General features: G+C 42.4%; 13 protein-coding genes. 6 read left to right on the top strand and 7 right to left on the bottom strand.

Translation table 11 applies throughout. The annotated features are described in order from the left end of the window. Nucleotides 1-70: 70 nt before the first annotated feature. Complete coding sequence (locus IYN84_RS21555) at nucleotides 71-2953, bottom strand: M9 family metallopeptidase (RefSeq protein ID WP_196139304.1); 2883 nt, start codon at nucleotides 2951-2953, stop codon at nucleotides 71-73. 365 nt (nucleotides 2954-3318) lie between these two features. Between IYN84_RS21555 and IYN84_RS11170 the strand changes: the two genes are divergently transcribed. From IYN84_RS11170 to IYN84_RS11145, 6 genes are all read left to right on the top strand, one after another. Beyond that, on the top strand, nucleotides 3319-6666 hold the full coding sequence (locus IYN84_RS11170) for an amidohydrolase family protein (protein ID WP_210330415.1): 3348 nt from the start codon (nucleotides 3319-3321) through the stop codon (nucleotides 6664-6666). Between the two features lie 269 nt (nucleotides 6667-6935). Then, on the top strand, nucleotides 6936-7754 hold the full coding sequence (locus IYN84_RS11165) for a hypothetical protein (RefSeq protein ID WP_196139303.1): 819 nt from the start codon (nucleotides 6936-6938) through the stop codon (nucleotides 7752-7754). Between the two features lie 276 nt (nucleotides 7755-8030). Beyond that, entirely contained in the window at nucleotides 8031-8855 is an 825-nt protein-coding gene (locus IYN84_RS11160; protein WP_210330413.1) for a hypothetical protein, read from the top strand. Between the two features lie 181 nt (nucleotides 8856-9036). Further along, nucleotides 9037-9468 carry a hypothetical protein gene (locus tag IYN84_RS11155; protein ID WP_196139302.1) on the top strand — a complete coding sequence of 144 codons (432 nt, stop codon included), beginning with the start codon at nucleotides 9037-9039 and terminating at the stop codon, nucleotides 9466-9468. A gap of 104 nt (nucleotides 9469-9572) precedes the next feature. Next, nucleotides 9573-9884, top strand: a complete 312-nt coding sequence (locus tag IYN84_RS11150) for a hypothetical protein (protein WP_196139301.1) — start codon at nucleotides 9573-9575, stop codon at nucleotides 9882-9884. Beyond that, nucleotides 9871-10740 carry an alpha/beta fold hydrolase gene (locus tag IYN84_RS11145; RefSeq protein WP_196139300.1) on the top strand — a complete coding sequence of 290 codons (870 nt, stop codon included), beginning with the start codon at nucleotides 9871-9873 and terminating at the stop codon, nucleotides 10738-10740. The genes IYN84_RS11150 and IYN84_RS11145 overlap by 14 nt, the downstream gene beginning before the upstream one ends. A gap of 14 nt (nucleotides 10741-10754) precedes the next feature. Here the strand turns inward: IYN84_RS11145 and IYN84_RS11140 are convergent, their stop codons facing one another. From IYN84_RS11140 to cysQ, 6 genes are all read right to left on the bottom strand, one after another. Beyond that, nucleotides 10755-11651, bottom strand: a complete 897-nt coding sequence (locus IYN84_RS11140; RefSeq protein ID WP_196139299.1) for a DMT family transporter — start codon at nucleotides 11649-11651, stop codon at nucleotides 10755-10757. Between the two features lie 84 nt (nucleotides 11652-11735). Continuing rightward, the gene (locus IYN84_RS11135; protein ID WP_196139298.1) at nucleotides 11736-12368 is read right to left on the bottom strand and encodes a class I SAM-dependent methyltransferase; all 633 of its coding nucleotides are present in this window, start codon (nucleotides 12366-12368) and stop codon (nucleotides 11736-11738) included. Between the two features lie 125 nt (nucleotides 12369-12493). Further along, a complete protein-coding gene (locus tag IYN84_RS11130; protein ID WP_196139297.1) occupies nucleotides 12494-14506 on the bottom strand; it encodes a sulfotransferase in 2013 nt (670 codons plus the stop codon). A gap of 55 nt (nucleotides 14507-14561) precedes the next feature. Further along, complete coding sequence (locus tag IYN84_RS11125; protein ID WP_210330411.1) at nucleotides 14562-16967, bottom strand: TonB-dependent receptor; 2406 nt, start codon at nucleotides 16965-16967, stop codon at nucleotides 14562-14564. A gap of 230 nt (nucleotides 16968-17197) precedes the next feature. After that, complete coding sequence (locus IYN84_RS11120) at nucleotides 17198-19246, bottom strand: S9 family peptidase (protein WP_196139296.1); 2049 nt, start codon at nucleotides 19244-19246, stop codon at nucleotides 17198-17200. A 67-nt stretch (nucleotides 19247-19313) separates the two neighbouring features. Beyond that, complete coding sequence (gene cysQ, locus IYN84_RS11115; RefSeq protein WP_196139295.1) at nucleotides 19314-20144, bottom strand: 3'(2'),5'-bisphosphate nucleotidase CysQ; 831 nt, start codon at nucleotides 20142-20144, stop codon at nucleotides 19314-19316. Between the last annotated feature and the right edge of the window lie 3 nt (nucleotides 20145-20147).

The following is a 20147-nucleotide window of genomic DNA, read 5'->3' as shown; positions in this document are numbered from 1 at the left end:
GACCATTCTAACTTGCAAAGCTATCAAACAAAAAAGAGGCCTTTAAGGCCTCTTTTTACCATCGAAGATATTATTGGTGGGTAATTCTTAAGCTGGTTTTCCCGTGCTCTGGATTAGCCATAACACTAATATAGATCCAGCCTTGAGGAGGATTAGTCATCAACATTGCCTCTTCATTGCCACCTTGAACAGAGCTGAACTGATATGCCGTATCAGACGCCCAGGTATCATAGTTCCCATAAAGATCTGCATTACCAGTGCCTCCGCTCATTTCCACCAGAATTGCGCTGGTGCCGGCTGGAACGTAGGTATAGAAAGATGACTTACCGTTACTCGCATCGACACAAACAGGTTGGTCGACCTCAATGTTGCCATAATTAACCGGACTATTAGTCGAGCATGCGTCAAAACCTCCACTAGCAGCTGTGTAATCTGCAACAAGGGTTACACCGCTAAAAGCCTGATAGGCTTTCACTCGGACATACCAACGTCCTGCCTGTGGTGTTGCTTCATTACAGGTCTCGCTATTGCCACCGACATAAGGACGGCAGTCATACACAGTATCGGTTGGTTCGCTGCCATGACGGACATAGATATCCGCGTCGCCCGTTCCGCCTGAAATCTGAATATTCAGATCGGAAGCACCTGCTGGCAGGTCGATAAAAAACATCAGCTCGTCGCCTGGCTGAGCCGTACTTAACCCTGACTGCGCGACACCTTTAGTCAATTCAACCGCACCATTGTTTACATTGTCAAAGCTAGCGCTTAAGGTTACACCAGAATACGCACTATAAGCCTTGAGGCGAACAAACCAGCGACCATTTGTCGGTGCGCTCACGTCGCAGGATTCACTATTACCGCTACGATATGGACGACAGTCATAGCTGGAATCAGTCGGCACATCTCCCTGTTTCACGTATAGATCGGCATCACCACTTCCACCTGAAATTTTCACCGACAGATTAGTTGCCCCGTCAGGTAAGTCGATGTAAAAAATTAGATCCTCGCCGTTTGCTGCAGCACTCAAACCACTGACCGCCACTCCATTGGTTAATTCAGTTTGCCCCGGCGTACCATCTCCTGGAGGCGTAGGACCGACATCCGTACTTTGAACGTTGTCTAACCAGCTGTTCCATTCAGCATCGTAGCTTGTTCCAATGGTATTGATGCGATTGAGATAAGCGTCGTAGTCTCCAGCTCTGAAATAATCCAGTAACTGAACAACATCGTTATGGTGTTTTTCAAACATAAAGCGCACCGCCAGATAACCCCAGCGATAGACTCTATCCTGGCCACTGTTGTAGTTATTGGAAAAAATTTCGCTCAACGAAAACTGCTTGGTTCGAGCCAGATTGATCGCATCATCATTTCGGTTTTGCTTAGAAATATATTCAGCCAGCCCTTCAATCCACCACACCGTTTTGTGTGTACCTGTCTTAGCTGCACCGAAATCGCCGTAGAGATTAAAACGACCATCGAGATAATGAACATACTCATGAGTCAGGTTCCAGATATGAAACTCAGGTAACATCCATTCTGCCTCATAGGCAATAAAACGTGCCTGATTATTTGCGTTTGTCGGATCCCCCTCCAGATACATACCGCCGTTATCGGTGCTGATTCCGAAGAACAAACCAGCATGAGCTTTATAGCTGCTGGAGTTATTAAAAATGACCATCTCCAGATCGGCGTTTAGATCATCAGCCACAGGATTCTGACCGGTTTGCAGCATGGCATGAAAAAAAGTCTCCTGAGTCGACAGTTTGTCACAAGAGTCGGCAAATTGCGCCGATGTCATATCCTCCGCTCGCATTTTTAAAGTTGCGGAACAGGTATGATTTAACGAAAGTACCTGTGCTTCCAGCTCGGATTTAAATCCGCAGATTCCGAACTCGGCACATTGACCGAAACCATCGACCACATCAGCAACTCGGAGCCACACCGATTTGCCGGTTCCGTTCATGTCATAGCGATTCAGGACCGCCTGGACTTCTGCTTTAACGGTAGGATAGATGGGAGCGTTACTATATTGTAAAAATCGAGCTAACTCACCAGCTGCGTTTTCCTGCAAATACAAGGCATCACTGGATAGCATCCAGTCACTACGTGCAAAAGCTCCCAGTTGCTGAATAAGCAGTGTATCGTTGGCAGTGGCGTTTTGAAAATCCGTTTGGTAGTGACCGCGAAATAACACGGTGAAAATTCCATTTACCGAAGCTCGAATATACCAGCTAGAAGCGTACGTCTGATCCCAGCGGGACAGCCACTGTTTAACCACCGGCAAATACCGACTATTTTCTCCGGCACTGTCAATCAGAACGATAGCATCCTGAATGTTCTTACCATGTTGATCTGACGAATTATAAAAGTCAGCGTTGTTAACAAAATTATCAAGTGCTGCGCGAATGGCATTTTGTACATCGCTACCATAGGGACCTACCTGGTCCGAAGAATAGTATTCGTGGTAGTAACCTGTTCGTAAAAAGTAATACAGGTTATTGATGTTATTCGGCCCGTTTGCAGCACTATATCCAGACGCCATATTAGCTGCGGCATTGGCAACAGTAATCATTTTAATGGAACTGAAAGCCGCAAAGCTGGTGGCATTAGCATCGTAAAGATCGTTGATACAACTGCCATCGGAATTAAGAATGTGATCTACCAGCGCCTGACCGGACTTGCTGGCGTATCCGTTGGTATCGCAGGCTGCTGCAGCTTGAACTGCGATCATATTGAGAGACTGCGAAATCTTGTAAGGCTGCTTAGATTGCTTGTCTTGATGCGCGTGTTTAGGCTCGACAGGCGCCTCAACTCGAATGTGTGCCGGATTCAGTTGAACCATTGCACTTTGTGGCGAATTATTAACGCCCTTTTCAGCGGTAGCAGTCTGTCCCAACGCTGAAAGACATAGCACCGCCACGCCTTTTATGGCCTGCTTGCTTAAGTTTTTCATGGTGAAATACCTTTGTTTTTCATATTTATTGGTAACTCCCACAAGCCCCTCCTACAACGCCTATGGAAGTCATTGTTTTACCGATACAGCAAGACCCGGTACTTTATAGGTATAACATTACGAAGTTATTGCATACAATATAATATTTGATTGTGTGCAATATTTACACTAATAGTGATAAAGGCAACACAATTTTAAAGCGATGAATTTGTCATTGGAGATATAACCACCGTGATTAGCCCTGTTCCGTGGGCAAAGAAAAACTTGCAGAGTTTAATATTTGAAACAACTCCACTCTTTACCTTAAACCTCGCTTTCTATAGGCTTGCATGTGCAATATTAAAATGATCTATTGGGAGAAACGAATGAAGCTGCTTACTAGCTGTCTCTCAGCTGCGATAACCAGCGTTTTGCTATCTACTTCAAGTGTTTACGCAGAAGAAGTAACCAAAAATGCAAAACCAGAAGCCAAAGCTGAAAGTAAAGCCGAAAAAAAAGAAGAAAAATGGGATGTAAATAATCCTCCCGGCGAAAAGAAAACCATACAAATAAAAACCCAAAGCTCCACCTGGAGTAACCTTGATGTCAGCCCCGATGGAACAACTATCGTTTTCGACATGTTGGGAGATATCTACACCATGCCTATTGATGGTGGTAAAGCTAAAGCCATAGCAACCGGAATGGCCTGGGAAATGCAGCCACGATTTAGCCCGAATGGTAAACAGATTGCATTTATTTCTGATCGTGAAGGTGGCGACAACCTGTGGATTATGGATGCTGACGGTACCAATATGAAAGCCGTTAGCAAAAACAAACGCTCTCTGGTTCACTCTCCTAACTGGACCCCTGACGGTCAATACATCGCTGTAAACCGTGGTTTTGTGGGTGCACGTTCAATTCCAGGCGGAGAAATATGGCTTTATCACAAAGCAGGGGGTAGTGGTTATCAGTTGATTGAAAGAATTGGTGGAGAACAGGCACAGAAAACTATCAGCGAACCAGCTTTTTCTCCAGATGGACGCTATGTCTATTATTCAAAAGACTCAACGCCGGGAACTGTCTGGCAATACAACAAAAACCCAACGTCTCAAATATTCACTATTCAGCGACTCGATCGTAAAACCGGTGAAGATATTACCTTTGTCGGCGGCTCTGGTGGGGCGATTGCGGCGACACCATCGGGTGACGGCAAATATCTCGCTTATATACGCAGGGTAGATACACAGACAGTCCTTTTTGTAAAAGATCTCAAAACAGGCATCGATAAACCGCTTTATCAACAGATGGACCGCGACCTGCAAGAAACCAATGGCATGCATGGAAATACGCCACAGTTTGACTGGACACCGGACAACAAAGCTCTGGTTTTCTGGGCTGGTGGAAAAATTCACAAAGTTTCAGTCAAAGATGCCGAGGTTGCTCAAATTCCATTTGAAGTAGAAACAGAAATGCAGATCACTCCTGCACTTCGTTTTGCGATTGATGTTGCACCCAACGAATTTGATGTTCGTATGATTCGCTGGGCGCAAATGTCTCCCAAAGGTGATAAAGCAGTTTATCAGGCTCTTGGAAAAATCTATGTTTATGACGTTAAAAGTGGCAAACGCAAGCGCTTAACAAAACAAAATGATCACTTTGAGTTCTACCCTACCTTCTCTCCAGACGGACGAAAAATAGCTTATGTGACCTGGGATGATCAAAAGCTTGGTAGTGTTCGAATTGTGTCTAGCCGCGGCGGTAGTGGTGATAAAATAACAAATGAACCTGGACATTATGTAGAGCCTGCATTTTCCAACAACGGAAAGAAAGTCGTGTTTAGACGATTTAGTGGAGGCTACCTGACCTCTCCTGAGTATTCTATGGAGCCAGGTCTATATATCGCAGATATTAATGACGAAAGTATGTACCGAGTTCATGAATCCGGAGTCAACCCGCAATTCTCTGCTGACGACCAACGAATTATTTTCTCTTCTTTTGGCTGGGGAGCCAAAGCCACACTGTCAAGCGTCGATCTACAGGGCAATGATTTACGTGAACATCTCAACGGCATGGACATTACTGAGTTTCAGGTCTCCCCTGATGGCAACTGGGTCGCTTTCACTCAGCAATACAATGCTTATGTCGCACCTTTTGTCGCGACCGGAAAATCTGAAAGTTTGAATAGTTCCAGTCAGTCAGTACCGGTGAAACAAATTTCAAAACGCAGTGGTGAATATTTAAGTTGGGCAACCGACAGCAAATCTCTTAGCTGGTCTTTAGGTTCGACTTTATATGAACGCGATTTAAAAGATGCCTTCTCACATCTGGCTGGCAGCCCGGAAGAATTACCTGAACCAGTATCAGAAGGGATAGATCTTTCTTTTAAGACTAAAGCAGATATTCCGAGCGGCACAATTGCGCTAGTAGGCGGAGACATTGTGACAATGCGGAATGCCAAAAATGAGCAGGAAGTTATCAAGGCTGGAGTGGTACTGGTTGAAGGCAATCGTATCAAAGCGGTTGGCAAAAAAGGTGAGGTTACAATTCCGAAATCAGCCAAAGTGATCGACATAACAGGAAAAGTTGTTGCTCCTGGTATGGTTGATGTACACGCACACGGTAGTCAGGCCAGCAATGAGATTACTCCTGAACAAAACTGGTCAAGCTTTTCATCATTGGCTTTCGGCGTCACAACCATTCATGATCCATCAAATGACACTTCAGAAATTTTCTCTGCCAGTGAAATGCAACGCGCCGGAATTAATGTATCACCACGAATATTCTCTACTGGAACGATTCTCTACGGCGCAAAAGCACCAGGGTATACGGCCAACATTGATAGCCTGGAAGATGCAAAATTCCATTTACAGCGCTTGAAGGATGTCGGTGCAATTTCGGTGAAAAGCTATCAACAACCACGTCGTGACCAAAAGCAACAAGTTATTGCCGCAGGTAAAGAACTCGGAATTATGGTGGTTCCCGAAGGCGGAGCCAAGTTCTACCATAATATGGCAATGATTGTTGACGGTCATACCGGTATTGAACACGCACTACCACTGGCCAATGTCTATGACGATGTAAAGCAGCTTTGGTCTCAAACAGCTGTCGGTTACTCACCAACTTTTGGTGTTGCTTACGGAGGTCTGTCCGGTGAAACCTACTGGTACGATCGCACTCAGGTATGGAAAAACAAGAAGTTGATGCAATGGACACCTCGCTATCTGGTTGAGCCTAGTTCAATCCGTCGAACTACAGCACCTGACTCACACTACAACCACTTTAATGTTGCCAAGACAGCAAAGAAACTCAATAGTGCCGGGGTTCCGGTAGTGATTGGTGCTCATGGCCAAAGAGAAGGTCTGGCGGCACACTGGGAAATCTGGATGATGAATCAGGGTGGATTTACCCCGTGGGAAGCGCTACGCGGCGCGACTATTGATGGTGCGGCTTATCTTGGTATGGATAAAGATATCGGCAGCATTGAAGCGGGCAAGTTAGCCGATATGATGATCATTGACGGCGATGTATTGAATGATATCCGTCAATCTCAAAATGTCGCTTACACTATGATCAATGGACGACTATTTGATGCCAACACCATGAATGAAGTCGGCCGTAAGAAAGGCTTTAAACGCGAGCCTTTCTTCTTTGAGAGACTGGACATGCAATCTCTTCCAGACGCCACAGCGAAAGCACTGGAAATGAAGCAACGACAGTATCACTGGCGTCATTAACGCAATAGATGTTTTAAACAACGCTTTCCGAGCCCTGTTTCCACAGGGCTTTTTTATACTTTTCAATATCCGTACTCATACTAGATGCAATAGAAGCATCTTTATCTGACCCTGTATCGATACCTGCAAGATAGATTTTGCAAAAGCAGCAAACTTCGAAAAAGGTCTGACCACAATTAAAATATCTCGTTTTATTAATTATTTTAACGGCGAATTCAATATTAATTTCCTACGCTTTTAGTGAACACTAAAACACAAGGAGTAAAATAATGAGAAAAATCGTAAGGAGTGCGGTAGTTCTAGCACTGTTATCTTCACCTGCAATTGCAGATCACTCATGGGGCGATTATCATTGGGCCCGAAACTCATCCTCTTTTGATCTTCAGTTAATTAACAGCACAACAAGTGATTGGGATAGCTACGTCAGCAAAGCTGCCAACGACTGGTCGAGCTCGAACGTGATGAACTTCGTCGAAGACACCAATGGCGACACTAGCTCGCGAACTCGAAGAAAATGTAACGCACCGGAAGGGATGGTCAGGATTTGTAATCTCGCGTATGGCCAAAACGGCTGGCTTGGTATTGCCGGTATTTCATTAGATTCCAACGGCCATATCAGCAAAGGTTATACCAAACTAAACGATACCTACTTCAGCATGGATTATTACAATAGCGATGATTGGAAGCAAAGCGTCACCTGTCAGGAGCTAGGGCATGATCTGGGCCTTGATCATCAGGATGAAGATTTTAACAATACTTCACTAAAAACCTGTATGGATTATCAAGATCCACCCTGGCCAGATCCAAATCAGCACGACTACGAACAGCTCAGTACAATGTACGCGCATACTGATTCTTACAACTCCTACGCTGGCGGCGGCGATGGCGGCGGCAGTGGCTGTAATGCGCCTCCCGGCAAGGGCTGTAATAAAGGCGCGACTCCAGACAGTGCACGGGAAACCGGCTGGGGAATGTCGTTGGGGCGTCGTGGAAACTCGGAAGTATTTTTAAGAGTTGACCCTGATGGCACACGCCATTTAACCCATGTGCTCTGGGCTGTAGGACATGATCAGGAACATGCTCACTAATACGATGAGTATTTTAAAAGCCGCCCCGTCAAAATAGGGCGGCTTTTAGTTCCTCATGAAGTCAACAATTGATTTTAGATATTATTTTATTCTTAACACTCAAGTTTTTCCGCTTCTGCCGAGCGGCAAAAAATTCTTATATTTCATAGACTTTTAATACGTTATAAGTAACACCTTCAAGACTTGCAAAGCACCAACGTGAAATCTCAGTTCAACATTTAACGCAAAAATTATATTAAACTTAGTTATCAGGGACGCGTAGTTTGGAGGTGTACTATGAAATTGAGATCAGGCTTTATATTCAGGATCACGGCAATAACCATTTTCTATTTTACCGCGTTCTCTGCAATAGCAAATCATGCCTGGGGAAGCTACCACTGGGCAAGAACTACCACTTCGTTTGACCTAAGACTGGTCGATAGTACAACTAGCGACTGGAGCTCTTATGTCACTCAAGCCGTTGTCGACTGGTCGAATTCATCAGTTTTAAATATAGTCGAAGAAACGGGTGACACCAGCACGCGAACCCGGCGCAAATGCAATGCACAATCAGGAACCATACGAATTTGTAATCTGGCCTACGGTCAAAACGGCTGGCTGGGAATCGCCGGCATTTCGGTTGATAGCAACGGGCATATCGTTAAGGGCTATACCAAGCTAAACGATACCTATTTTGCCTGGGATTATTACAATAATCCGCTATGGAAGCAGAGCGTTACCTGTCAGGAACTGGGTCATGATATCGGGCTCGGTCATCAAGACGAAGACTTCAACAACCAACCGCTATTTAGTTGTATGGATTATCAGGATCCACCTTATCCTGAGCCCAATCAACACGACTATAATCAGCTTGAAGCTATTTATGGCCACACCGACAGCTACGACTCTTTCGATACCGGCGGCGGTGGTGGCGACAGCGGTTGCAATTCTCCTCCCGGCAAAGGATGCAATAAGTCCTCACTTCCCGATAGCGCCAAGGAAACCGGTTGGGGTATGTCGCTGGGACGAAGAGGAAACTCTGAAACTTTTATAAGGATCGATCCCGATGGTACTCGTCACCTTACTCATGTGCGATGGGTTGGTCATCAGGAACATGAATAAAACCGATTCAAAATAAAAGAGCCACCTCACGGTGGCTTTTTTTACGAGAAATAGTTTTTGCTGAATTGTTTGCTGTATAAAAATCCTTTTAACGAAAACAAAATACTTTATATCGTCTTGAAATACATAAAGTCATCCCCACTATTTAAACTTTCTGTATCACACAAATTTTTACTTCCCCATGCGTTATTGGATTGCTTCTATTCTTACGGTTATTACAGGGCTTTTAGCTTTGCCAGTATTAACACAAGCTACACTGTGGGATTCGGTAAAAGTAGAGATTACCGAGCTTTCCGAAATCGAATCGACAGATAGGTTAGCGTTCAATCTAAATTCAGATTCTCAAATCTCAGATACTCAAAATTCAGCCGTTCAAAGCTCAAAAAAAAGCAAGTCAGATCTCCCGGATTTATTGCAAACAGTTAAACAATTGAAGAAAATTCATTTCTTTAATGTTGAATACCCTGAGACAGCTTTTTCTTACCAACATGACTTTTCCTTTTTAGCCCTATCGGATAGCAAAGAGCAACTCGTAAACGCTATCACCTCACTTTCATCGACATTTTCAACGACCGATTTTGTCAACTCAATAATCCAGTTTACTGCTCCTTAATACACCTTGACAAATTTTTAGAAGATTACCTTTTACTATTCACAAACAGCGGCACTACACGCTGTCGAATGTATTTCTAAATATTTATATTTTTAAGGAATAAAATGGAACTCCTAAAATCCCTCCTCTTGCCGGGACAAAAATTGTCTTGCGAGCAAATTGAAATGCTCGAATCCATTATTTTGCTGTATATTCCCTGGTTGCTCTTCTTTTTTCTCATACGGCTTTTTATGTGGATAAACAACAAAGCGAGAAAGCGGAAAACCGGTGCAATTGTTTTCGCACTTCTGACTCAAATTTTTTTGCCAGATCCCAAAGTGGAGCATACAATCAAAACGGTGGTCATTCAGAAGCAAAAAGAAGCGAAGAAAAATCAGCAGAATAATTCGGATATGAAAGCAGATGAAAATAATTGATATCGACCAGTGGCAAGCAATGGGGAGCGAATTTCGATTTAACAACCATCGCATTTTCTATATTGACACCAAAGCGCCAAACAAAGCCGCGTTATTACTGCTCCACGGCTTCCCGACGTCCAGCTGGGACTGGCATCAACTCTGGCCCAAGTTAAGTACCCGCTATCGTCTAATCACTCTCGACCTGCTCGGTTATGGATTTTCCAGCAAACCGGTAAAGTATGACTATTCATTTTTTGAGCAGGCAGATATAGTCGAATCTCTTCTTGAGCACTGTGATATCGATGAAGTACAACTGTTGGCTCATGACTATGGCGATACAGTGGCTCAGGAGTTGCTGGCGCGGGACATTGCCGATAAAAAAATCAGATATACTTCAAATATTTTGTTAAACGGCGGCATCATTTTTGATGCGATTCAACTTTCAACGATTCAAAAATTACTGCTTTCTCCGTTTGGTCCACTTGTTGCGAAATTGATGAGTTACTCAAAATTTAAGAAACAGTTTTCGCAAATTTGCTATGTCCCTCGTCCCGAGCAAGAACTTGAATTCTACTGGCAACAAATCAACCTCAACAATGGAAGAGCGGTTATTCCGAAACTCGTCAATTATATTCAGGAAAGAAGGCAGTACCAGCGGCGCTGGGTGAGCGCAATGGAAAAACATCCGTCACCTTTACTTTTTATTAATGGCATTGAAGATCCGATTTCAGGAAAGAAAATGGTCGACAGTTTTTCCAGTCGAGTTCCTTCGAAAAAGGTCGTTGAATTAAAGGAAGTCGGTCACTATCCACAAGTTGAAGCGCCTTCTCAGGTATTAAGTATCATGGAAAATTTCTGGAATGGCCAGAATTAACTCTGGCATAGTCGTTAATCCAGCCTTTTTCTTTGATTTAGCCAACGCTCACCAAAATGATAAAGGAGCAAACCGGATAGAACGAGCGTCGCACCGATGAAGAGATGAAGAGTAAAACTCTCTCCATTGAGAAATACACCAAGCAATATTGCCAATACCGGAGTCATTAGTGTCAACAGGGCAACAGTAGTCGCCGATAGTTGCTGCAAAATATAGTAGTAGGCAACAAACCCTATAAAGGAGCCCATCACACCGAGATAAGTAATGGCGTAAATAGCGCGAGACGACCAGGATTCGTAATCTAATGTACCATCCATGAATATCCAAGCCAACAAGAAGCAAGGCCAACTCAGTAGCAATGCTCCGACAGTAGTTGCAACAGGGCTAATTAGAATACTAACACTTTTTACTAGCACACCACTCAGACAAAAGAAAAACACTGAAAACAAAATAAAAAGATAACCCGGCCAATCAGAAAAGTTGACACCCAAATTTTTCGAAAAGACAACACCCAGTCCTAGTACAGCGACCAACAATGCTAATTTTCTTATCCAGCTAAAAGGACTGTCGCCCAAAATTTTTACCGCCAGCAGTCCGGATAAAATAGGAGCAAGACCGAAAATTAATGATATGGTGCCCGATGCTATATAGCGAGCGGCCAGATAAACCAGAATCATTCCACCGAAAATCCCCATAGCAGAATAGGCGTACAACAAAATCGCCTTGCGATGCCATGGGAAGGCGATTCGTTTTAACCAGATCACCAGGAGCCCAAGAATAATTGCGATTGTCATGCGCAACAAAACCGCCATCGACGGAGGCACAGAATCTGTACTCCACACGATTGCCAGTGGCGTAGTTGACCAGATCAATACAACACTGATATATGAAAGCAATACTTTATTGTTCATCGATATTTACAATATTTATAACATCTAAATTTGCAAGCAGCTCTTTAAGATTGCGCACTTTGCTAACGCGCAAAAAAATGAGAGTTAACTTGGAGAAACAGGCTCAATCAATTGGAAGACACAATATATAAATGTCTGTTCACTCTGCCAGGGCGTTGTGTGAATTTCACGGTAATGTTCAACTAGCTGAAATCCATTTTTCACCGTTTCGCTTAATTTTTTTACGCTATAGCGGGTAACCGCTAGTCCGCTACACTGCACAGGTCCGTCTTCGGCAAAAGTCGAAATAACCAGTTTACCATTTGGCTTCAAGGCCTTTTTCGCCTGAGCAAGATATAACTCTCGCTCTTTGTCACAATTAAAGAAATGAAATACAGCTCTGTCGTGCCAGATATCATAGCTACTCTCAGCAAAAGGGTAACTCAGGATATCATCCTGAAGCCAATCAACCGACGACGCTCTTTCTTTCAACCTTTCTCGGACAGCTTCCATTGCTGAGTTTGACAGGTCAATCACAGTCAAATTTTGGTAACCTGATGCCAAAAGCTCGTCAACCAGAACCGAAGCACCGCCGCCAACATCAATAATCGCGACACTCTTCGAGCGAGCGACTTTGCAGATCAGTTTCAGCGACAAACCAGAGGATACCTGAAACCAGCTAACCTCTGATACTGCTTTTTTGGTATATACTTTTTCCCAATGTTCTTTTGAAGTCATAACAATATACAAACGAGACAACAATGCAGGGGTTATCCTCAAAAGAAAATAACCAATACACCAACACCGATAACCAGAGTTCTCCTGCGCAATGGCGGAGTATAATAAAAAACGACTAAAACCGTCTAAATAATTTCATGTTCGGAAAGTATTTTCTTTAATGGCGAAAGATAGGACTCGTAATTTTCCCATTGTGCTTTCGCATTTTTGTATATTGGCATACGCACCTGTTGCGCACTCGCGGTTCTAACACAGCGCCGGGTTTGAAAAAAATTCAGACACGAATCCTCGAAAGACAGGCCAATAAAACCTAACAATCGGTTAATCTGACTTTCCAGATCGTCGACCGTTTCCTCATAATTAACTCTAAGAATTCTTTCTGGAAAACGTTGATTCCAGTAATCCATCAATCTGGTATATTGCACATAGTAATCGGCTATCGATTCCTGGCTATAACTGAACTCCTGACCATCCGCGAATAATTGCTTGAAACAACTAAAACAACAGGCCATAGGACTACGTCTGGCATCAATAATTTTGGCATGCGGTAATATAGAGAGAATCAGCCCGACATGTAAAAAATTATTTGGCATTTTATCGATAAAGTAAGGTAAATCACTACGATGAATTTTAGTGTCATTCAAATATGTTTTACCTAGCTCACTTAACTCATGAATCGAGAGTTCACTAAGAATTTGTGGATAGCCTACAACCCGTCCCTTTGCTAAAGATACCTTGCGAGACAGCTGGCATGCCATGGCAATAATATTAGAAAGCTCCATAGTGCCTTCGATTTTTGAATGAGACGAAAGAATTTGCTCAATCAAAGTAGAGCCAGCTCGAGGAAGTCCAACGATAAAAATAGGTGTCACTAAGTCAGCTTCTCCTCTCTCACAAAGAGTGCTCTCCTTAATAGCGCTAAACACACTAATTTGTCGCTCGACCTTTTTTCGGGTGTTTTCTATTTGATATCCAATAGAATTTTGTTTGAGCTGATTGCCTTTTTCGTAAAAAGCAAAGGAGTTTTTATAGTCAGCATTATCTTCGAAAGCTTTACCCAGAGCAAAATAGAGGTGATATCTGTCAGCATCTAAAATCGATTTTTTTTCTGCGATAGTCTTCATTGTTTCTATTTCATTATCTGTAAATCGATACGTTTTAAGATTCGCCAGACTCCAATAGGCATCACCGAAATCAGCACGAATTTCACAGGCAATATGATAACTCCGCACCGCGTTATCAAAACATCCCTTCATTTTGTAAGCATGCCCCAACATCAACCAAAGTACTTCATTGTTTTTCAGTACTTTGCTTGCTTTTTGGTAGCATTCAATACCTTCATCAACTCGATTAAGAGCGCACAACTGATCTCCGAGTAGAAATTCATATGCCGCATTATTAGGTTCAGCAGAAACTAGTTGCTTCGCTTCATGGTAAGCCTGAGAATATTTTTGTCGTTTGTGCAAAACATTAACATAGTCTACTTGTGCCAGTCGATTTCCAGGTTCAAATTCTAGACAGCTTTCCAAAATAAACTCTGCTTCATGCAAAACTCCCAACTGCTTTCCAATGTTCGCCAGAAGACGCATGGCCTCGCCATCTTGAGGATTTTTTTGTAAATAAAAACGGCATAGTCTTTCAGCTTTTTCCAAGTTTCCCTCATTTATCATACTAGCAACACTTAGTAATTCTCTGGGTAGCACTTGCAGATAGCTGATTACGCTTTTTGCCTGCTCATATATAGTTCTTTCAGATTTACTTAGCTTTTCTATCGCGCGCCAACTCGCAAGCAAAGTAGAATTAAATTTAACCGCCAATAGATAGTTGTTAAGTGCGAGTTTCAAATGATTCAATGCGGATAGAGTATGAGCAAGTTCCTGATAGGCTCGCCCGTAACAGGGCGCCAGTGTCAACAAAAACTCTGCACTTTTCTTAGCCTCATCCAGTTTGTTAAGATAACGCAAAGATACTGTTCGCAAATAGTTCAGAGAAATACTATCCGGAAAAGACTTTAACCTGTCTGCAGCCAGGCACTCGGCGCCTTTGAAATTACCTGAATCGATCATAGACTTAATTGATTTTTCGATTTCAATCAAAGTTACGTCTGAAATTTCACTTGAATAGAAAAGTTGTGACATTTATCGTTTGCTGCCGCTCGGTTATGTTGGTAGCTGTAAAATTTATATCTCACAACTAATAGTAGTAGCTTAGCATTAAGCCAATAGTTCGTGGGCGATTAGTAGTAATTCTTCGAATATCATCCTGTGTGTTGATAAAAAGCTGCGCTCGTTTATCGGCAAGGTTATCTACAAAAAGCTTCATTTGCCAGTCTTCCTTCTCCATTGTGAAAGAGAGGTTAATTAAGGAATAACTTTCCTGTTTCTCTCTCTCCTCAGCGACTATCGAGCTCCAGGAAGAGCTGGCAAGTTGCCATCCTATTTGCCAGCTTGCCTGGTATTTACCCAGTTCCCATTCATAACGCGCACGCAAATTCCCTTGTGATTTTGGTGTCATTGGTAGTTCACTTCCTAATTCAGCCAGCTCAATCGCCTGCGCATTCAGGTTAACCAACTTAGTATCATTAATAGAAAATGAACCATATAAGGTTAAATTTTCAGTAGTAGCCCAGGTTAGATCGCCTTCTAACCCGGTTATTTCCGAATCCGCAGCATTCTCAATAAAGGTAAGTATTGAAACGTTAACCGGGTCAAATCTTGAGACCTGCATATCACTCCACTTTATTAAATAGAAACAGCCGTTAAAACGTAGCTCTCGCTCTAACCAGTCAGTTTTCCAACCCAATTCGTAATTAACAACATTGTCAGTTTGATAGGTGACAGCGACATCAGGAAATTCAGGATTTGCCGACTCGATCCCGCCCCCTCGATTGAATCCTCCTGGACGAAAGCCTTGCGAATAGGTCAGGTAGTATAATTGGTCTTCCGATGCTTTATAACCCAAACTGAGTTTAGGGATCACATCATCAATTTTAAGCGGCGTGTTACTATGACCGCCACTTAGATCATAATCTCGACCGGCATCTCCATCGATATTTTTTTCAGCAAAATTCGAAGACCCAGTAAAATCTGATTCAATAGAATATTTTCGTAATCCCAATATCAGAAAGTAATCATCGTTAATATCATATTCAATCTCACCGAATAAAGCCCACTGATTTTCGCTTCGGGTAATGTCGTTGAAAAAAGTTACTGATTCTGCTCTTGCATCTGGATTAATACTATTTGCACTGGAAAGCGGTGCATTAGGAACAAAGCCCAGAGCAGGAGCAGCTAGATATAAATAGTTATCCAGCGTTTTAATGGTAAAATCATCTACGAAAATACCTGCAGTAGCACGCCACTCTTTTTCAGGATCGGTAGAAAAGCGCAATTCCTGAGTAAATCTTTCGTGAAACTGCTGACCAATGAAACCCTTAGTTGGATCAAGACACTCTCTGACTGCGTCATAAGTACAGGTATACCATGGAATAAATGCACCAGAATTATTGTAACCAGTATAATCAATTGACTGGTTGACTTCCCTATCCAGAAAAGCCCCGGCGTAAACAATTTCCAAGGTGAGCATTCGCCCTTTAAGGGTCCAACTTGTCTGGTCAAATTCATCGCGTAAGTAATCAGGGAAAAATCGAGATACTTCCAAGTCGCCAATTTCTGGATCATAATCAAATACGCCGTCAGCGCCGAGTTCTTGCTGAGCCTGCTGTACTAAAAGCTCCCAATCATTGTCAAACAAATAACTAGCGCTCAGTCGATAACCGCTATAGTAGCTGTCGTTAAAATCTTCTTTGATGAGCGACGTGTTATTTATACTTTGATAAATAGTATTAGCCGGAAGTATTCTTATGCTTTCTGCGACATTTGGATTAATTGACGGATCAAGAGAATACTCACCTTGAACATTATCGATGTATCCTGAGTGACGCGTGTTATAAAATGCGGTACGAATAGCAAACTTTTCGTTCACCGGAATATTGATATAACCTTCTACCGAGTTATTATTACCTCCCCTATAGGTTGAGGAAATAGTGGTAGAAATTCCAGCTTCGAAATCATACAGATTAGGTTTGCGGGTTATATAGCGAATTGTGCCTGCCTGCGAACTGGCACCAAACAATGTCCCTTGGGGTCCAGGTAAAACTTCAATACGTTCCAGGTCGACGGCATAGACGTCAAGATTTCTGCCAGGAGCAGTAACGGGCTGTTCGTCAATATATAACGCCACATTTGGCATAGTCCCCTGTGCGCCCGAGAGCATCACCGCAATCGGTTGAACAGCCATGCCTCGAATAAAAATATCAGATTGCCCAGGTCCTCTTCCACCAATAGCAACATTTGGAACGTAACGGACAAATTCATCAAAATTTCCAATATTTTGTTGTTTAAGCTCTTCCATTGAAATTGCCTGAACTGCAATGGGAGAATCCTGCGTACTTTGCAATCTCTTGCTCGCTGTCACCAATATCACTGGAATCTTTGACTCATCTTCTTCCTTATCTTCTTGTGCGGCCAGAGAAGGAAAAACAGTATGGGTAGTCAAGGCGCAAAGCACAGCACTCGTTACCTTGTCCAGTTTATCCACTCATCGGCTCCTTCAATAGATAATACAGATTAAGTATCTTTATAATTGAGTTTTTACTATCTTTAATATTTTAGTCGAAAAAATTAAAGATGCCGATGAAAACGGTAGTTAAAAAAGCGTTATCAGAATAGTCGAACGTCGGTTGTTAGAAATTTTAATTTCGGGGGATTTAAAAAAGGCCTTCCTGTTGGAAGGCCTTTTCTGAAATCAATGTTAAGACATACAGAATACTATTCTTTATCTTCCTTTAACTTTGACTTATGGTCCAACTCATAAGGCGGTAGAGTTTTACCTTTATTTTTGCCTTTTAAATAGTAGTTCATCCAGCGCATTAGTCGCATGCTATAGTCCATTTGTGCCGCGGCTTTACGATTACCATGAGGCTCACCTGGATATAGCACGAGTCTTGCAGGAGTATCAGTGCGTGTTTTTATATACCGGTATAATTCCATTGACTGACTTGGGTGAACACGAGTGTCATTCTCTCCATGCATAATTAGGATAGGAGTTTTGGCTTTGTCAGTATGATAAATTGGACTTCGTTCAAGCATCCATTGCCATTTATCCCAGGGATAATTACGTGCATGCACATTATACATTTCTTTGGGGATATCAGTGGTACCAAATTTAGAAAGTTGATTTGAAATCCCGACAAACATAACACTCGCTGCAAAATGTTCACTCAATGCAGTGGCCGCCCAGGCAGAAGCGTAACCGCCATATGACCCGCCAGTAATTCCTACTTTTTTCTTATCGATAAGGCCTGTTTCAGACAGGTGCTCGATAGCATCTACCAGATCATTAAATTCTGCACCAGCATAATCAGCCTGACCCAATTTTGAGAAATCGACACCACGACCAGTACTTCCACGATAATTTGGAAGAAAAACAGCAAAACCCTGGCCTGCAGCATGCTTTATCGGATAAGAATAGCGATCAAGCCAGCCATCACTGATATGACTTTCAGGACCACCGTGCACCATCATAATCAGCGGATACTTTTTGTTTTTCTTATAATTCAACGGATAAATAAGAACTCCTTCAAGTTCCATTCCATCTCTGGCTTTATAGGTAATAGTTTCCTGTTTCGGCATTAGAATGTCTTCTAACCACGGGTTGGAAACAGTCATTCTTTTAGTTTGATTCTGAAAGAAATAAAATACTTCACTTGGCGTGCTATCAGAGCTCGCTGTGCCAGCCAATAACTTACCTTCGTGATCTGCTGAAAGAGATGTTAATACTAGATCACCGGCAGCAACTCTTGTTGTTACTTTGTTATTATCGACATTAAGAATTGAAACCTGACTCTTTGTTCCGACATGCCCCAAAAAAGCGAGTTGGTATTCAGATAGCCACTGTATTGACCTCACATGTCCTTGATAGTTTTTTACTGGCTCAGACAACTTTCCACTCGTAACTTCCCCCACGAATAATCGGCCTGCGGCAGGGTCGTGTTTTCCAGCAGCTCCGATAATTGCAATCAGTTTTCCATCTTTTGACCAGCTCGCATTACCTAATTTTCCTTCAGTTTCAAATCGCGTTTTTACTTTGCCGGAAAAATCAACAACCTGATATTGTGAAGCGACATAGTTATCATCAATCAATGCTGTAGGAGAAACACGTATCAGCAACTCATCTTTCTTCGGATGACTCTTCACTGAATGCACATGACCCCGAATATCAAGCTTTTCATGTTCATTTTTCAGGTTTTCCAGGTCCACCAGATAAGCGCTCGCCAGTTCAATAGACTCTTCGTAGACCTTGGCTTTAAATCCCTTATCTTTTAATTTTTTTTCGTTCTTGTCTTTACCTGGCTTGGCCAGATAAACAAGCTTTCGACCGTCAAAGTTAATGCTAAAATTACTTATGTCATTTTTGGTTGAAATGATTTTTTCAGATTCGCCACCATCAACTGCAATTCGATAAATACTTTTGTACTTGTCGTCATTTCTTTTGGCCAAATAATAAATATACTGACTATCAGGACTCCAGGCGATGGAGCTAACCGCAACTTTACCAGTAATAAATCGTCGACTATTCCCTTTTGAATCTATCAAGTGCAACTCCAAATAGCTGGCACCATCTTTTTCAGCGTAAACATCGCGAGGTACGCTTAACGTATATGCGGTAGACAAACCATTGGGTGATACAGAAACACTCCTCACCGACCTAGCTTCTACGGTTTGTTCTAATGTCATTACCTGCTTTTTAGCTTCAACATTAAATGCAAAAACTAGTGCAATTAATAAACACGAAAATTTTGTGAGTTTGAAATGCATTGTCTCTCTCTTTACTTTTGTTTATTGTTTATTATGGTATTTCCTTCGGCGCTCAAATTATTGAGTGCTAACTTACTACTTCGAAATTTAATCTATTTTGCCACTCAAACGACGAATCCCCAAAAGCTATAAAATAAGGATTGATTAGACTTTCTTTTGTGTTATAAAGCAGAGGTTTCATATGAAGGTCAACAAGTCTACCACCTGCTTGTTCCAGAATAACCTGGGCGGCAGCAGTGTCCCATTCACAGGTTGGGCCTAATTTAGGATAGAGATCGGCAACCCCTTCTGCAATAAGACACATTTTTAGAGCACTCCCACACATCTTTATTTCATATTCATCTAACTGGCGACAAATATTTTCAATTACCTTTTGTGAACTTCGTCTACTCATTAGCACTGTACACTGAGCGCCTCTTTTACTCTGTTCTAATTGCCGCGCTCTAATGGGTAAACTCTCTTGCTCAGGCGAACGTTTGAATGCTCCGACATCTTCAGCAGCAAAATAGAGAACATCTTTTACGGGTGCGTAGATCACTCCAAGAATCGGCTTATTTTTCTTGACCAATGCAATGTTGACAGAGAACTCTCCATTTTTATCTATGAACTCTTTGGTTCCATCCAGAGGGTCAATAATAAAACAATACGGCCAGTCTTTTCTGTGCTTAATTTGAATTTCTTTCCCTTCCTCAGACAAACATGGAATTGAAGGATAAAGTTTATTGAGTTGTTCAATAATAATATGGTGAGAAGCAAGATCGGCTCTGGTTAAAGGTGTATTATCTTGTTTGCTTTCAACTTCAAAATTATCGCTTTGATATATCGGCAAGATCACCTTACCGGCATTAATTGCAACCTCACAAACTTGCTGAAGAATTTTGGTTAAATCGCTACTCAAAAC

Source organism: Aliikangiella sp. G2MR2-5 (assembly GCF_015687155.1).
Taxonomy (GTDB): Bacteria; Pseudomonadota; Gammaproteobacteria; order Enterobacterales; family Kangiellaceae; genus Aliikangiella.
This window is presented reverse-complemented; position numbering and strand designations above follow the sequence as displayed.